Origin of the sequence: Ferrigenium straubiae, from assembly GCF_051257895.1 — a bacterium.
In the GTDB taxonomy this organism is placed as follows: Bacteria; Pseudomonadota; Gammaproteobacteria; order Burkholderiales; family Gallionellaceae; genus Gallionella; species Gallionella straubiae.
Genome location: NZ_CP194331.1, coordinates 91,499 through 107,781, shown reverse-complemented (window position 1 = coordinate 107,781; position 16,283 = coordinate 91,499). Strand labels below are relative to the sequence as shown.

The window sequence follows — 16,283 nt, the reverse complement described above, 5'->3', positions numbered from 1 at the left end:
CCAGTTAACCGATTACAGCCATCATGCAAATTACCCGCCGTCTCGAATTCGATGCCGGACATCGCATCCCCAACCATGCCAGCCAGTGCAGGCACCTGCACGGCCACCGCTACGCCATCGAGATCACCCTGTCCGGCGACGTCATCGCGACCGAAGGCCTGCCCGAGCAGGGCATGGTGATGGACTTCTCGGACGTTAAGCGCATCGCCGGCGAAAAGCTGGGCGACGCATGGGATCATGCCTTCCTCGTGTATCGCGGCGACAAGGCGGTGTGCGACTTCCTCGCGAGCCTGCCGGGGCACAAGACGGTCATCCTCGACGCTGTCCCGACCGCCGAAAATCTCGCGCAAATTGCGTTCGACATCCTCAACCCCGCGTACCGGGATATTTACGGCAACAAGCTGCAGCTGGAGCGCGTGCGCCTCTACGAAACCCCCAACAACTGGGCGGACTGCGTGCGCGGCTAGCGCCTTCCAGCGTGGCTGGACACGCTGCGCACCCTGGTTCACAATGCGTCGGCTCGAAGGTCTGGCGGCGCAATTGGCAAACCGCTTCGCCTTCAAGTAACCCAGCACCAATGCACCAGTCTTGACCGCTCTCACGAGTCGGATCCTCTGTCTCAATTCGTACGAATAGGGGAAGGGTTTATGCGTGATAACACCGTAAGACTTGGATTGATGCCTCCCCTCACCGGAGTAGTGGGAATGTACGGCGCGGAAATCAGCCGCGCCGGGCAGATCGCCTGCGACGAGATCAACGAAAACGGTGGCATCCTGGGCAGGCCGCTGGAACTCGTGATCGAGGACGACGGCAGCCTGCCGGAAAGCGCAGTCGAGGCAGCCGCCAGACTGGCCGACCGCCATCGCTGCGCCGCCATCATCGGCAACCTCCTCTCCAATTCGCGCATCGCCGTCGCCTACCAGGTGGCCGAGCCGCGCCGGATTCCCTACCTCAACTTCTCCTTCTACGAGGGGAGCATCCTCAGCCACTATTTTTTCCATTTCGCCGCCCTGCCGAACCAGCAGATCGACCGCATGATCCCCTACATGCGCGAGCGCTACGGCCCGCGCATGTTCTTCGCCGGCAACAATTACGAATGGCCGCGCGGCTCCATCGACGCCGCCAAGCGCGCCCTGGAGCAGGCCGGCGGCCAGGTCATCGGCGAGGAGTATTTTCCCATCGGCGCGAGCGACGGCGACATCGAGCGCCTGCTCGATCAAGTGGCGGAATCGGGCGCCGATGTGTTCGTCCCCTACTTCGCCGGCGCCGATCAGGTGCGCCTGCTCACCCGCTTTACCAAAAGAGGTTTGAAAAGCCGCATGGTGGTGGTGATGGGGCACTATGACGAAGCCATGGCCAGCCGGCTGCCGCCCGAGGTGCGCGAGGGCTTCTATTCCAGCAACACCTACTTCATGACGCTGGACACGCCGGAAAACAGGGAATACCTGGCGCGGCTTGCCAAGCAGCCCGGCGTGGACGGCATCTGGCCGCAGGGCAACGGCATCCTGACCAATTTCGGCGAAGGCGCCTATCTCTGCGTCAAGGCGTTCGCCAAGGCCGCCAACCAGGCGGGCAGCCTCGATGCGGAGGCGCTGATCGAGGCCCTGGAAACGATAGGTGTATCCGGCCCGCAAGGCGAGGTGCACATGGATCCGGTCACGCATCACGCGCGGGTGAACACCTTTCTCTCACGCTGCGAGGCGGACGGCTCCTTCGCCATCGTCGAACGCTTCGGCGCGATTCCTCCGGTGCTGCCTGAGCGCTACCGGCATTTGCGGATCGGCAAGCAGTCCGGCCTTGAGGACATCTACCTCCAGTCCCGGATGGTGGCGCAGATTACGGAGGCGGTGCTGCTGGCTCACGCAACGGATGGCGCCATCATCTATGCCAATCCGGGCGCCGAGCGGATGTTCGGCTACGTTGCGAACGAAATGAATGGCAAGCGCTTTTCGGAACTGCTCGCCCCCTCGGGCAAGCCGCCGGAAGAAGTCGCCGCCTCCATCGGCACGGAGCTGTCCCAAAAAGGAGTGTGGGAAGGCGAGACCGAAAACATCGCCCGGGACGGCAGGCGTTTCTGGTGCGCCGTTTCGGCTTCCGTGTTCACCCACCCCAATCACGGCGAAGTCTGGATGATCCTGAACAAGGACATCACCGGGCGCAAGCAGGCCGAGTGGCAGATCAGGGAACGGATGAAGGAATTGCAGGCATTTTTCCACCTTTCCGATCTGGCGGAGCGGAGGGATTTTGCGCTGGAGAGCCTCTACCAGGAACTGGCGAATGTCCTGCCGGAAAGCTGGCAGTATCCGGAAATCACCTGCGCCAGGATCGTGATGGGCGAAAGCGAATTCCGCACCGGCAATTTCAAGGTGTCGGAATGGATGCAAGCTGCGCCGGTCAAGGTTCAGGGAGCAGTCATCGGGAAAATAGAGGTTGGCTACCTGGAACCCAAACCGCAGGAGGACGAGGGGCCCTTCCTCAAGGAAGAAAGGCAAATGCTCAACGCCATCGCGGAGCGTGTCGGGCATATTACGGAGCGCAAGCGCGCGGAAGAACAGGTGCGCACTACCTCGCTCTATGCGCGCAGCCTGCTCGAGGCCAGCCTCGACCCGCTGGTCACCATCAGCATGGAGGGTAAGATCACCGACGTCAACAAGGCCACCGAGGAGGCCACCGGCCTCTCCCGGGGCGAGCTTATCGGCACCGATTTCGCCGACTATTTCACCGAGCCGGAAAAGGCGCAAGCCGGCTACCGGCAGGTCTTCAACCAGGGCTTCGTGCGCGATTACCCGCTCACCCTCCGCCACCCGGCAGGGCATCGGATAGACGTGCTGTACAACGCCACCGTCTACCGTGATGAGGCCGGAAACATCCTGGGCGTGTTCGCCGCGGCGCGCGACATCACCGAGCGCAAGAAGGCTGAAGAAGAGATTCGCCGGCTCAACGCAGAACTCGAACAGCGTGTTGCGGAGCGCACCGCCCAATTGGAGGCAGCCAACCAGGAGCTGGAAAGTTTCGCCTATTCGGTGTCGCACGACCTGCGCGTACCGTTGCGCGCGATTGACGGCTTCTCGCGCCTGGTGCTGAAACAGTATGAAGAGAAGCTCGACGACGAAGGCAGGCGGCTGCTGAACGTGGTGCGCGACAACACCAAAAGAATGGGGCAGTTGATCGACGACATCCTCGCGTTTTCCCGCGCCGGGCGGCTGGAAATCAAGGCATCGGAAGCCGACATGGAGGCGCTGGTGCGCGACGTATGGCAGGAACTTGAGCCGTCGGTGGCAGGACGAGAGGTGCGCCTGGACATCAAGCCCCTGCCGAAGGCGCAGGGCGATCCCGCGATGCTGCGCCAGATATGGGTCAACCTGCTCGCCAACGCCGTCAAATTCACGCGTCCGAAGCCGGTGGCGCGAATCGGGATCGAAGGAAAAATCGAAGGGGCGGAGTGCGTCTACAGCATCAGGGACAACGGCGTCGGCTTCGACCAGCAGTACGTGCACAAGCTGTTCGGCGTGTTCCAGCGTTTGCACGGCATCGAGGAATTCGAGGGGACGGGGATCGGCCTGGCCATCGTCAAGCGCATCGTCACTCGCCACGGCGGCCGCGTCTGGGCGGAGGGCAAGACCGGCGAAGGCGCAGCGTTTCATTTCGCATTGCCAATTTCAAGGGAGGTGCAATCATGAACGGAATAACCGATGGCGTTGAAATCCTGCTGGTTGAGGACAACCCCACCGACGCCGAACTGGCTATGGTGGCGCTGAAGGAACGCAACCTCGCCAACAAGCTGGTGTGGGTGAAGGACGGCGCCGAGGCGCTGGATTTCCTGTTTGCCACCGGCGCTTATACATGCCGCAAGGTCGAGGACTGCCCGAGGGTGGTGCTGCTCGACCTCAGGCTGCCCAAGGTGGATGGGCTGGAAGTGCTACGCCATATCAAGGCGGACGAGCGCACCAGGCGGATTCCGGTGGTGGTGCTGACCTCCTCCAAGGAAGACCGTGATGTAGTGGCCAGCTACGATCTCGGCGTCAACAGCTACATCGGCAAACCGGTGGACTTCGATGAATTCACCAGGGTGGTGTCGGAACTGGGACTCTACTGGCTGCTAATCAACCAGCCTCCCGTCCATCCGGTCAAATAGCCATGGATATACCGGCCGGCCAGGCGCAACTGCGCATCCTGCTGCTGGAGGATCAGCCCACCGACGCCGAACTCGCGGAGAACGCGCTGCGCGAGGCGGACCTGTCCTTTGTCTCCCGGCGGGTGGATACGCGCGAGGCGTTCGTGCAGGCGCTCGAGGAGTTCAAACCGGACATCATCCTCGCCGATTACAGGCTTCCCGCCTTCGACGGCGCCTCCGCAGTGAGGATCGTCCAGCAACAACATCCCGACATACCGGTAGTGATGGTGACCGGCGCCGTGGGGGACGAAAACGCCATCGAGCTGCTCAAGCTGGGAGCCAGGGACTACATCCTCAAGGACCGGCTGGCGCGGCTCGGCCCTGCGGTGAAACGCACCCTTTCCGAAGAGCGGGGCATCCGCGCGCGCAAGGCGGCGGAAAAGGCGTTGCGCGAGAGCGAGGTAAGATTCCGCACCGTCTTCGAAAATGCCAAGGACGTGATCCTGGCGCTCTCCACAGATGGAACCCTGATCATGCTAAATCCGGCCTTCGAGCAGGTAACCGGCTGGGCATGTGCCGAATGGCTCGGCAAGTCATTTTCTCCCCTGGTGCACCCCAACGACTTGCCGAATGCCATGCATCTGTTGCAGCGCGCCGTTCGGGGAGAAGCCCTTCCGGTATTCGAATTGCGCATTCTGAAAAAGACCGGAGACCATGTGGTGGGCGAGTTCACCATCACCCCGCTTGTGCACGACGGCACCAATGCATACCTGCTCGGTATCGCGCGAGATGTCACCGAGCGCAAGCAGGCGGAAGCGCGCATCCGGAAACTGACCCGGCTCTACGCCACGCTCAGCCAGACCAACAAAACCATCGTGCGCAGCACGAACCGTGATGACCTGTTTCGCAATATTTGCAAGGCGGCGGTCGAACACGGCAAATTCGTCATGGCCTGGGTGGGGTTGGTGGACGAGACAACGCACATGGTCAAGCCGGTCTGCCATGACGGCGCCGAGCAAGGCTACCTGTCGGACATAGCCGTCAGCACCGGCGATCTGCCGGAAGGCAGCGGGCCAACCGGTAGCACGATCCGAGAAAGCCGCGTCGGTTACATCAATAATTTTGTCACCGACGAACGGGCGTTGCCCTGGCGCGAAGCGGCCTTGCAGCGCGGTTTTCACAGCTCGGCCGGATTGCCGTTGCGCTTCCAGGGAAAAGTCATTGGGGCGCTGACCATTTATTCTGATGAGCCGGATTTTTTCGATGCCGAACAACTGGACTTGATGGAAGAGATGTCCGCCGATATTTCTTTTGCCCTGGATGGGTTCGAGCGGGAAGCGTTGCGCCAGCAAGCCGAAGAGGGACGCGGGACAGCGCTGCAAAAACTCAAGAAATCGCTGGAGGACAGCATCCGCGTGGCGGCCTCCATCAGCGAGGTGCGCGACCCTTACACGGCCGGTCATCAGCAGCGCGTCAGCCAGCTGGCAGTGGCCATCGCCCGCGAGATGGGGCTTTCTGCAACCCGGACAGACGGCATCCGCTTCGGCGGCCTGATCCACGACATCGGCAAAATCGGCGTCCCCGCCGAAATCCTCAGCAAGCCTTCGATACTGGCGCCGCTGGAAATGAAGTTGATTCAGACCCATCCGCAGGCAGGCTATGAAGTCGTCAAGGACATCGAATTTCCCTGGCCGGTGGCGCAGATGATTCTGCAGCACCACGAGCGGCTGGACGGATCGGGTTACCCGGCCGGATTGAAGGGTGACGGCATCATCCCGGAAGCAAGGATAATTGCGGTAGCCGACACGGTGGAGGCCATGTCGTCCCATCGCCCGTACCGCCCCGGCCGTGGCATGGATGCGGCGCTGGCAGAGATCATCTCCGGCAGCGGCACTCGCTATGATGCGCAGGCGGTGGAAGCCTGCCTGCGGCTGATCCGGGAGAAGGGCTTCACGTTTGATACGGATTAACCATCGGCAACTCCCGGAACCGGCGTTTGTCTGGACACACCGCGAGCCTTGGTTCAAAATGCGCGCCTCCGGAAGCGTGGCCGAGTGGTTGAAGGCAGCGGTCTTGAAAACCGCCAGGGGTTTGCGCCCCTCGTGAGTTCGAATCTCACCGCTTCCGCCACAGCTGAGCATATTGCTACTTAGCGCAAATATGCTCGTGGAGCCCGCCAACAGCGGGCCTCCTCATTACCTATATTCTCCACGGGGCGCTTAGACTGAATTTCCCGGGGTAATTTGGCCTCATTCTCAGTCGACCGAAGCCACGGTCGGTTTAGCCGCGCCTTTACCATCTGCAATCCATTGGGTTGCCCGGAGCCTCGAATTAAATGCCCCCAAGGAAAAATGCGCCGTAGGCGCATAAAAGAATTCCAGGCAAAATTGTCAGGGTTGTCAGAAACCCAGTAGTTTTCTTTGCTCGTCTCAGTCAATCGGGAGGGGCTGATGCTTCTTTAGAGATTCGAGCGTCAAGCTTGCCGGCTGTCTCCCTTCCAGGATCGCCTTCACAATATCGGGAGCTAAAAATGCCCGATACAGGATACGGGTGACGTGGGTGTTCGAGATTCCCTCGGCTGCGGCGATTTCCCCAATGCTCTTTGCCTGACCGGACGTTAGTCTGCCAAACCAGTCTTGCGCCTTTCCCAGCATCCTGATCAGTCTGGCATCGGGAGTCTGACGTTGAGCATGGTCCGGCCCCTGAATCAATAACTTCATACCAAGACTGCAGCGCTTTAGCTGAGATGGAATCGTCAGAGTTATTGGAGGCGCCGTAGGACTATTGTCGTTTCGTTCGGATCCATTTTCCATCAGCTCATCAATATGGAACGCAAGCCCGACTGCTTCAGGTAAAACCATGACTTGAGCAACCATGCGCCGAACCAGTCTGTATCGTTCCTCACTATCATTTTCCAGAACTTGTGCCAAGCGGTGTGCCCGAGCCAGAATCGCCTGTACCGCCCCCGGTGCAGGACCCAACGCATCCAAGATGACGTGATCGTTTGTCAGCCAGTCACTCAATGTATCGATGACTAAGGTTTCCACTTCCTGTGCCGGAATCCGTATCCCCTCTGGTGCATGTTCACGGATCGATGTGGTCAGCGGCTCTGATAAGTAATAACGGTAGCGTTTTGACTGTTTCTGACTATGCGATGGGACGAGCCGATTGCCTCCTCCATCGACGATCAGCCCCATCAACAAGCTGGCGGAAGGCGCTGTTCCTCACTGGCGATGCCCTTGCCTGTTGCTGATCATTTTTGCTTGAACCGCATCCCATAGTTCTGGATCGATAATCCGGGAATGCTGTCCAATATATGTTTTTTCTCGATGAGCGATTTGGCCTATGTAGATCGGATTTGTCAGGATGCGATATAGCTGCCCACGGCTAAACCGAACACCCCCATAGGTATTTCCGGCATTTGAAACACGATTGGGGGCGACCCGATTTTCAGCATCAAGCTCCCGCTTTAGTTCGTGCACGCTACCGAGCGCTAGATAGCGGCTAAATATATGCCGGATAAGACTGGCGCTGGATTCTTCGACCTCGAGTGTGCGTGCATTACCTCGGTAACCAATGGGTGGCGTGCCGCCCATCCACATACCTTTTTGCTTAGAGGCGGCAATCTTGTCTCGAATGCGCTCCCCGGTCACCTCCCGTTCAAACTGCGCGAAGGACAACAGCACATTCAAGGTGAGCCGCCCCATCGATGAGGTCGTATTGAACTGCTGGGTCACGGACACGAACGACACGCCACGAACATCGAATCGTTCTACAATCTTGGCAAAGTCTGCAAGAGATCGGGTTAGCCGATCTACCTTGTAGACGACCACAACCTGAATGCGCTTGTTATCGATATCCTCCAATAATCGTTTCAGGGCGGGCCGATCCATATTGCCGCCGGAATAGCCACCGTCGTCATACTGGGTAGCGATAGCTCGCCATCCTTCATGTTGCTGGCTCAGGACGAAAGCTTCGCATGCCTCTCGTTGGGCATCCAAAGAGTTGAAATCTTGCTCTAGTCCTTCCTCGGACGATTTCCGGGTATAAATCGCGCAATTCAGCGCCTGCCGTTTCGCGCTCATTTCTTGACCCCGAAGAACACTGGACCGGACCATGGCGTGCCGGTGATCGCCCGTGCGATTGCACTCAGGCTTTTCCATTGTTTGCCGGCGTAGGAGTAACCATTCTCAAGAACCATCACTTGATGGGTTTCACCTTGCCAGACCCGGATCAGGCGTGAGCCAACCGCAAGTTTCTGGGATGGGCCTTTACGTAATTGGCGAAGGTCATCTGGTTCAATCACATAATCCGAATTTCGTGGTGGCGCATATAGCCAGAGTTTAGCCAAGGACACCTAGCGCTGGCTAAAAAACCGCGGAATACGCCAGATCCACGATATTGTGCATTTCGCTAGCCAGAACCCGTAGCGTAATGCCGTACCCAAGACTTTTCCGACAAACAGTCCAAATTCCCTGGCTGCGCTAAGGAGTCTTCGCACATTGCGTTCATCTCCCAGTCCTGTCGCTCCTGATTGAGCTTTAGTGAACTTTGCCGTTGCGTTCGCCACTTTGCCGCCGGCAAGGAACGCAATAAACAGATAGAAAGCCCATCGAGCATGTGACGTGCGTGTGGCAGATTCAACATTAGTAACCTGCTTCTCCATTCTTGATCTGAGTTGAACAAGTGTTGGTATCACGCATTCGTTCGATACCGCGACCGTCCACATCATGTAATTGGCATCTTCTGTACCGGTGCAAAATGCAGATGGGGGTCTTTGGCATGTATTTGAAGGTGGAGTGTGCCTATTCGTCGATACTGGACATTGAATTTGATTAAATTTTCTTAGCTCATTACGAATTTCGGATTCCACTTCCTTATCGCCTCGAATGGGTGAGTAAAGATCAACTTGGGTCTTGGGGCCAAGTTGCCAGTAAAGGCGATCGTCATAAACGGTGTAATCGGTCAGCATCTGTTGAATATCATTGGCCCAAATGCATGAAGCCATTTGTTTAATTGATGCGGACTCACAGTATTTTACATACCCCCTAACTTGGCCGAGCAGATATGAACTCGCTTGCTGCACGTTTTTGGTCGTCTCTTGAAGATCACGCACCTCGTGGGAATTCCCTGCATCCGCAACAAAGAATAGGCCTGCGAGGATTGCCATGGAATACCAAATATGGTCGTATGCATGACGAAATCTATCCTGCAGACTTAGTATGTCCGTCAGGATTACGACGGCAATCCATCCGCTGAGTAACGCAATAATAGCCAATGCAGCCATTCCGTATGGACTCCCCAATGCCCCCACTCCGCCAATGTGATACACCTCCGGCATAAAGTTTACTTGTGGCCAATATCCGATTAACGATAGAACACCGGGAGCACCTGAAACCACTAGGGCGATAGCGATACCTTTCCTGCGCCATAGCGCGTAGCCCGCCACACAAAAACCAAAAAGGAGTAGCAGGCTATAGAGTAACAGCACGCCGAGCGGCAGATACGCAGCCTCCGCAGGAGACCAATAGCTGTCGATAATCTGGCCCGAGGTGTTCCGGACTAGAAAGTTTGACGAAGATAATCCTGCACCTTCAACCGTCTGTTGGATGTTGTAGGCCGCTCCCATCAAGAATGCAAAATATGGGTATGTGAATTTGATAAAAATTGCTAGCAAGTTGCCCCCTTCAAAATGATAGCTTCGCTTTCTCTGTCGCTCACATGGATAGCAATATTTTGCTATCTTTGCGGTAAAACTTAATTGCAAGTAACAAAAAACCTCCGAGGGATGACCACGCCGCTTTGTCACATCGATCCAGCAATGCTTCGTGTATTACAGTCGTCAAAGGAGCAAGGAGCCCTTGGAAGTTCACGTTTTCGACAAAATGCTCGCCTAGAGCCAAGATCACAACAAAACTGATCATCCCCATCCATATGGCGAACTGGGTTCGTTTTGAATATGCCATAACAATTAAAAATTCATCGAACCAAGCCATCATGCCGTCCTTGATTTAGCCTGCCACAGCAGCACGTGCAGCCTGCACCGCCTCTTCTGATCCATCAAACTCAACGGCATCCAGGGCTCCGCCCGATTTGTGTCTGAATCTAACCTGCACGCCACCGAAAGGTAACGCCGCACGCCGAGCTTTCTCTGAAATTTGTTTCTCGGCAGCAGCGGTAATCATCTTGGTCAAATCACTGGTGCTTGGAAAACTCATCTTGATCATCTTCAATTTCTCCTGACGTATTTTCAGAAAATTTGTGCTTCCATAAGCCGCATTTGAACCAAGGCTGGGCTATTCACATAGAACGGGTTAATTTCACGGGCTATGTCTACCGCCAGTTCCTCAACCTCTGTTTTTAGTTGATGAAGAGATATAAGTTTCTCGTGGGTATCAAAGATCTTTCGAGACTGATCTGGCACGTCAAGCGTTTGCGCATAGATTGGGTTATCGACGAGTAACTGCAGATATTTTTGGGCCTCAGCTATGAGTGACAACTCCAGATAGAATGGCTTCGCTAAGGCGGTGTCATTCATATGCCAGATGAGTGCAGCAATGTCATAGCTTGTCAGCTTGATATCATGCGATGAATCCTTCTTGATGTTCTTCAACATCCGGATCACCTTCTTCACCCCACCTCCGGTTCGTTGATCTTTTTCCTCAATACGCTGCATATGGAGAAACGGGCGATTGCTAATCAACGTGTAATCGTCCTTGTTCAGGACTTTAATCTCGCGGTCATGCTTGGCGCGCGACTGCTGGTATGCAGACGTGTCGTGCCAATGGCTCGGGACAACATCAACCTTGCGCTGCAAAGAACCGCCGGAGAGAGCTATAGATTTGCCCCCGGTCTTGTCTACTTTTACGGCTGGAAACTTCTGCTCGAGGATGGATTCACACGTTGCGCGTAATCTCAGCATATCCAATAATGCGTTTCCAGTGACTGTGCTGTATGTTTGTGCTCGCGGGCCTGTCCAATCGACCGTTACAAAGCCATCATGAAGCACTAACAGATCAATGTCGCTCGCAAATCTGATGTGAATGTTCAGCGGTACAGAACCTTGATATTCAAATGTGACTGGAATGTTTGCTGTGCTGAGGCCGGCTTTTAATTGATCGCGCACCCGGTTCCCTTCCTCAATGCTGATTCTTGTATATCGCGCTTCCAGCTCTTGCATCGCGCCCAATGCATACTTAATCGCTTCCGTTTTGCCGCGATTTTCGTATGATTCGGTAAAGGTCGTAGAATCCTCGGCGAAAGATGCTGACTTGCTCAGCGCCGCGAATGAGACGCCTCCTTTGCGGCGACTCTTCATATCGGCGAGTTTTTGTTGATAGTTAGCCATTTATGTTTTCCTTTCTGACGAGCTTCATGCGACCAAAAGTAATCCGGCCTTTGTTGTTAAAGTAATCACCTTCTGCAGACTTGAGGTCTTCACTCAGTTGTAGCTCGCAATAACCAACATGTGACCGCAGCTCTGGCTCGCCAATCCGTGGCTCATTTTGATAGCTATACATCAGGACATATCCGCAACCAGGCTCTTTTACCAGCGATGCCGATTTACTTCGGGAGCTCGACTGGCCGGTATTGAGGTAGACGCGGATTTTTTCCCATGTCTGCGTAATAGTTACTGTTGCCTTCCACTCATAGGTAGTGTTTCCTTCGTTATCTTTCGTCGCTCCATAGCAATCCCACTCTCCATTAAGATCTGGAACACCCAGAAGGCCTTGAACGAATTGGCGCCGCCAAATCCACCTGTTGAATGCCAAGTGCCCCAAGAAATAGAAAGCTGCAGCATTTATGGGAAGGATCACCAAGGTGGTGCTGCCGTCTGACAATCCAAACCGTTGTGCCAAATCAAAGCCGAGGGTTATCAGGATGGCTACCATCGAGGCCATCAAGCCGGCAAATGTCCCCAGGTAACGACCGATAGAGGTTCGGTCCAGTCCTATGACAGAGTACTCGTGCGTTTGCATCACAATTTACCGATAAGAGGAAGTGACTTCGGCGTACCGGCATCCAGCAGCAAGTGGATCAAATAGGCCCCTACGCCAACCAGCAGAACAAAACGAGTTGCTTCATCAAATGGGCTGTCGGGCTCCCATGTGTAGAGTTTGTGCGCGGCCACGCCTAATACCCCAGCAAATGCTAAGCTGTGAAAAAGTTGCCGGTGATTTGGATGAGAGGCCGGTTCGAGCATGTCCGGTAAGTTTGTTAGGGCTGCAGAAAGTGCTGCGCCAAGAAGAGGTTTTGCAGTCCTCTTTTGCTGATTGGACTCGGCGTAGAAGCATGCCGATCCAGCGGCAACCGCCGCTACGAGTTGATGTGTAATTCCATTTGCCATGTTAGATAAATCTCCTTTTTCAGAGATGTCGTTGTCATCTCAGTAGTTAAAGCGAAAAATTTAATGTCTTATTAATTACATCCCTTGGGAGATCATTTTTTGTCTTAGCGCTTACAACGATCTAATTCCATAGGAATGGGCTCATAATGGCTTTCTTTTTGCAATCGCCATAAGCTATTTTTTATAATGTATCATCATCTAAATGATGATGTCAATACGTCAATACGATTTGACCGATCGGCGGTGACTGGGGCAAAATCCGCCCCCATGAACCAAATTAACTCCAGCTCCGGCAACTCCGTCATGGATGATCTCAATCAAACTCAACGAGAACGGCTAGCCTATATTGAGTTTCGACTTTATTTTCTTGGTGAGGTAGGGCGGGCTGATCTGATAAAACGCTTCGGAGTTGCACCTGCAGGAGCCTCTCGCGACTTTGCGCTTTATAAGGAACTCTTTCCGGGCAATATCGAATTCAACACTGTTTCGAAAACCTATGTAATCCGCGAAAGCTTCAAACCAGCGTTCGAGCACATTCAAGAACGAGTGTTGACTGCCCTATCGCAAGGCTTTGGGGATGGCGTGAATCCGGTAGCTGGCGCGTTAATCCCGTGCGAAATGCCAATGGCACTTATCCGTCCTCAAATACACGTAATGGCGCCCGTCACGAGGGCAATTCACTTGGGCAAGGCTATTCGATTACGATACAACTCTCATACAAGTGGTGCATCTGAGCGAGAAATAGTTCCATTCGCAATAGCAACCGACGGGCTACGGTGGCATGCCAGAGCATTTGATAGGAAGAACCAAGATTTCCGAGATTTCGCCATTAGCAGAATGGAGCAAACTGCTGTCTTGGTCGATGGAAATGTTGGAAAACACGAGATGGCGACGAACGACATTCAATGGAACCGTATTGTCGAGCTAGCGCTTGTGCCTCATCCGGACAAGAAGCACCCGGAGATTACAAGAAAAGACTTTGGAATGAGCAATGGTGTTCTTCGTCTCCAGCTTCGGGCTGCAATGGCTGGCTATGTCCTACGGCAATGGCACGTGGACTGCTCACCAGATCATAGTATTAAGGATGAAGCGTTTAGGTTGTGGCTTAGTGATCCATTAGCACTCTATGGAGTCGGAAGCGCCTCGTTTGCGCCCGGATATCAAAAACCACAATCAAGTACTGTTTGATAGAAGCAGGATAAATGAACTTACGGACTGAAAAAGAATTAATCGCTCTGTGTCTTTCCCTTATTGGGGATCAAGACTCTTTCAGTCTCTCTGCGACTGAGCGAAAGCTCGTCAGGACCGCGAAAGGATTGACGTTTAAAACACATGACGTTGAAGCAGTCCGCAAGGTAATTTTGAACGGTGCAGACCCGCTCGGGGATGCGTTCTCGTCGATCCGCTCGGCTGCTGAGCGCCGTATGACAGGAGCTGTCTATACACTTTCACCGGTCGTACGCTCGATGATGGCATGGCTATCCGCACAAGGGTCGCCAACCCGCATCGTTGATCCTGGGGCAGGTTCCGGTCGCTTCATTTTGGCTGCAGGTGAAACTTTTCCCGCCGCACAACTCGTTGCAGTCGAGATGGACCCATTGGCTGCGCTGATGTTACGTGCCAACCTGAGTGCCCGTGGCTGGACAGATCGAGCGACCGTGCTAGTCAAGGACTATCGCGAGATCAAGCTACCGCGTTGTACCGGTATGACAGCCTTTATCGGCAATCCGCCCTACGTTCGGCATCATGACATTGCCGAGAACTGGAAGTCTTGGTACGCATCAAAATTTGCTGAATTCGGCATCAAAGCAAGTGCCCTTGCCGGCTTACATCTACACTTCTTCCTTCAAACTCAGCTGCTCGCAAAAGCAGGTGACGTAGGGGCATTTATCACATCGGCCGAATGGATTGATGTTAACTACGGCTCAGCATTGCGCCGCCTCTTTCTCGAAGAACTGGGCGGCATTGCATTGCATGTACTTGCGCCGACAGTCGAGGCCTTCCCAGGCACGGCAACAACCGCCGCAATTACGTGCTTCCGCGTCGGCGAAACAGCCGAACCGGTACGAGTTCGCTCCGTCGAAGAACTGGAACAGCTAAATGGGCTAACCAAGGGAACTGATATCTCACGCAAACAGTTGCAAGCTACGCCGCGCTGGTCAATTATCGTTCGTCCCTCTGTGCCAGCCACCGCCGGTGATATCGAGCTTGGTGAGTTATTTCGCGTGCATCGTGGACAAGTTACGGGCGCAAATGGCATCTGGATCGCAGGCCAGCACGCTCAAGGCCTTCCAGATCGAGTGAAATTGCCAGCTGTCACTAAAGCTAAGGACTTGATCTTGGCTGGGGCGCATCTAGAGTCGACTGAGGTTCTGCGGCAGGTAATTGATCTTCCTGCCGATCTGGCCGATTTCAGCAAGGAAGAGCGCCGCCGCATTAACATCTTCCTCTCGTGGGCGAAGCTTAACGGTGCCGATCAAAGTTACATTGCTCAACACCGCAAAGCTTGGTGGTCAGTTGGCCTAAGAGCTCCGGCTCCAATTCTTTGTACCTACATGGCCCGGCGACCGCCTCAATTTACGCTTAACGCATGCGAGGCGAGACATATCAATATTGCACATGGCCTGTACCCACGCGAGCCACTTGCAGCTGACGTGATGACCCAATTGGTGACGTGGCTCAACAAAAATATCAATACGGGTAGCGGCAGAACTTATGCCGGGGGCTTAACCAAATTCGAGCCCAAGGAAATCGAGCGTTTACGAATCCCAAGTCTGGAAACACTTCTCGCATGATAAGTTCAACTCCGCGCTGGACAACCGAAGAGTTGGCCGAAGACGCAACAACTTCTGCCGCCCAGTTTCGCAATGAACGGCTGGCTATTTCAGGCTCTTGGGACATGCACTATAGCCAAGCTCGGAGTAAGTTCGAGCAGCTTTTCAAGAAGCTAAGTGACCTCAATCCTAACGGGATCACCGATGAAAACTTGGCTGACGCCTACAGCCAAGGCCTCGGCGAAGCATTACGTTATCTAGCCGGCCCACCGATCTCCGATGACGATTTACAGGTTATTGCCGATGTCGATTCAATCGCTCCTGGCGTCCTGAAGAAAAATCCGGAGGCACTGCGCAAGGTATTTGGAATCATCGAGCGTGTAATTGATCCACATCGCTTCCCATGGATGGGGAGTGGCCTCTCCCCGACCGAACAACAGCGTGAGACGGCCTTGCTTGCTTCGTCTGTGCTGCTTGCTGCGCAACGGATTGCGACCGAACGCCGTAATGAGGGCAAGGAGACTCAAGAAACTCTGGTTAAGAACTACCTTCGCAGTCTTGGCTTCACTGAGGTTCCGGCCGTAGCGATCAATACCATCGTTAGGGGACCTCAAGCCATGCAGTTCTGTGCCGAATGTATGCTCGGCGAACGCAAGGCCGACGTCGTCGTGCGCTTGCACGACACGCGTCTCATGGCGATCGAGTGCAAAGTATCAAACAGCGCGACAAACAGCGTGAAGCGTTTGAACAACGATGCAGCCGTAAAAGCCGAATACTGGATCAAGCAATTTGGTATTGCTCAGGTTGTACCCGTCGCCGCATTGGCTGGCGTTTTTAAGGTGCTGAACCTAGAGCAAGCGCAAGCGCGCGGCCTCACACTATTCTGGTCGCACAATCTCGACAAACTTGGCGCGTTCATCGAATCGACTAAGTAAGTTTTCAGCTGCAGCGTCGCGATATTATCTTTCCAATCTCGTAGCTCGTGGCGCCCCCCACGGGTCGAAGATTAGTTTTTCGAGGGCGAAGGCTGCAATGGCTGTTTCCATAG

At 54.8% G+C, this 16,283-nt stretch carries 16 protein-coding genes and 1 tRNA gene; 8 read left to right on the top strand and 9 right to left on the bottom strand.

Annotated features, from left to right (window positions below; translation table 11 throughout):
* Window positions 1-23: 23 nt before the first annotated feature.
* The 5 genes from queD (at window position 24) to ACRRNM_RS00525 (ending at window position 6,244) form a co-directional block, all read left to right on the top strand.
* A complete protein-coding gene (gene queD / locus ACRRNM_RS00545; RefSeq protein WP_435626299.1) occupies window positions 24-467 on the top strand; it encodes a 6-carboxytetrahydropterin synthase QueD in 444 nt (147 codons plus the stop codon).
* A 180-nt stretch (window positions 468-647) separates the two neighbouring features.
* Window positions 648-3,680: an ABC transporter substrate-binding protein gene (locus ACRRNM_RS00540; RefSeq protein WP_435626298.1), complete on the top strand. Its 3,033-nt coding sequence runs from the start codon at window positions 648-650 to the stop codon at window positions 3,678-3,680.
* Window positions 3,677-4,135: a response regulator gene (locus ACRRNM_RS00535; RefSeq protein ID WP_435626297.1), complete on the top strand. Its 459-nt coding sequence runs from the start codon at window positions 3,677-3,679 to the stop codon at window positions 4,133-4,135. The genes ACRRNM_RS00540 and ACRRNM_RS00535 overlap by 4 nt, the downstream gene beginning before the upstream one ends.
* Window positions 4,136-4,137: 2 nt before the next feature.
* Window positions 4,138-6,084, top strand: a complete 1,947-nt coding sequence (locus tag ACRRNM_RS00530; RefSeq protein WP_435626296.1) for an HD domain-containing phosphohydrolase — start codon at window positions 4,138-4,140, stop codon at window positions 6,082-6,084.
* Window positions 6,085-6,154: 70 nt separating this feature from the next.
* Window positions 6,155-6,244: transfer RNA gene (locus tag ACRRNM_RS00525), tRNA-Ser, on the top strand.
* A gap of 299 nt (window positions 6,245-6,543) precedes the next feature.
* On the opposite strand, the gene ACRRNM_RS00520 is transcribed toward ACRRNM_RS00525, so the two are convergent.
* Genes ACRRNM_RS00520 through ACRRNM_RS00480 form a run of 9 tightly spaced genes read right to left on the bottom strand, consistent with a single transcriptional unit; the run spans window position 6,544 to window position 12,461 of the window.
* Complete coding sequence (locus ACRRNM_RS00520; RefSeq protein ID WP_435626295.1) at window positions 6,544-7,311, bottom strand: hypothetical protein; 768 nt, start codon at window positions 7,309-7,311, stop codon at window positions 6,544-6,546.
* Between the two features lie 27 nt (window positions 7,312-7,338).
* Complete coding sequence (locus tag ACRRNM_RS00515; protein WP_435626294.1) at window positions 7,339-8,199, bottom strand: recombinase family protein; 861 nt, start codon at window positions 8,197-8,199, stop codon at window positions 7,339-7,341.
* The gene (locus ACRRNM_RS00510) at window positions 8,196-8,465 is read right to left on the bottom strand and encodes a DUF2924 domain-containing protein (protein ID WP_435626293.1); all 270 of its coding nucleotides are present in this window, start codon (window positions 8,463-8,465) and stop codon (window positions 8,196-8,198) included. Before ACRRNM_RS00510 ends, ACRRNM_RS00515 begins: the two co-directional genes overlap by 4 nt.
* A gap of 6 nt (window positions 8,466-8,471) precedes the next feature.
* A complete protein-coding gene (locus ACRRNM_RS00505) occupies window positions 8,472-9,791 on the bottom strand; it encodes a hypothetical protein (protein ID WP_435626292.1) in 1,320 nt (439 codons plus the stop codon).
* 40 nt (window positions 9,792-9,831) lie between these two features.
* A complete protein-coding gene (locus tag ACRRNM_RS00500; protein WP_435626291.1) occupies window positions 9,832-10,113 on the bottom strand; it encodes a hypothetical protein in 282 nt (93 codons plus the stop codon).
* Between the two features lie 12 nt (window positions 10,114-10,125).
* Complete coding sequence (locus tag ACRRNM_RS00495; protein ID WP_435626290.1) at window positions 10,126-10,347, bottom strand: hypothetical protein; 222 nt, start codon at window positions 10,345-10,347, stop codon at window positions 10,126-10,128.
* Between the two features lie 17 nt (window positions 10,348-10,364).
* A complete protein-coding gene (locus ACRRNM_RS00490) occupies window positions 10,365-11,462 on the bottom strand; it encodes a hypothetical protein (RefSeq protein ID WP_435626289.1) in 1,098 nt (365 codons plus the stop codon).
* The gene (locus ACRRNM_RS00485) at window positions 11,455-12,093 is read right to left on the bottom strand and encodes a hypothetical protein (protein WP_435626288.1); all 639 of its coding nucleotides are present in this window, start codon (window positions 12,091-12,093) and stop codon (window positions 11,455-11,457) included. Before ACRRNM_RS00485 ends, ACRRNM_RS00490 begins: the two co-directional genes overlap by 8 nt.
* Window positions 12,093-12,461 carry a metal-dependent hydrolase gene (locus ACRRNM_RS00480; RefSeq protein WP_435626287.1) on the bottom strand — a complete coding sequence of 123 codons (369 nt, stop codon included), beginning with the start codon at window positions 12,459-12,461 and terminating at the stop codon, window positions 12,093-12,095. Before ACRRNM_RS00480 ends, ACRRNM_RS00485 begins: the two co-directional genes overlap by 1 nt.
* Window positions 12,462-12,764: 303 nt before the next feature.
* Here ACRRNM_RS00480 and ACRRNM_RS00475 point away from each other — a divergent pair, with 303 nt between their 5' ends.
* From ACRRNM_RS00475 to ACRRNM_RS00465, 3 genes are read left to right on the top strand one after another with little or no spacing between them, the layout of a single operon-like run.
* Window positions 12,765-13,649: a transcriptional regulator gene (locus tag ACRRNM_RS00475; protein ID WP_435626286.1), complete on the top strand. Its 885-nt coding sequence runs from the start codon at window positions 12,765-12,767 to the stop codon at window positions 13,647-13,649.
* A gap of 14 nt (window positions 13,650-13,663) precedes the next feature.
* Window positions 13,664-15,256: an Eco57I restriction-modification methylase domain-containing protein gene (locus ACRRNM_RS00470; protein WP_435626285.1), complete on the top strand. Its 1,593-nt coding sequence runs from the start codon at window positions 13,664-13,666 to the stop codon at window positions 15,254-15,256.
* Complete coding sequence (locus ACRRNM_RS00465; RefSeq protein WP_435626284.1) at window positions 15,253-16,170, top strand: XamI family restriction endonuclease; 918 nt, start codon at window positions 15,253-15,255, stop codon at window positions 16,168-16,170. Before ACRRNM_RS00470 ends, ACRRNM_RS00465 begins: the two co-directional genes overlap by 4 nt.
* Window positions 16,171-16,283 lie beyond the last annotated feature (113 nt).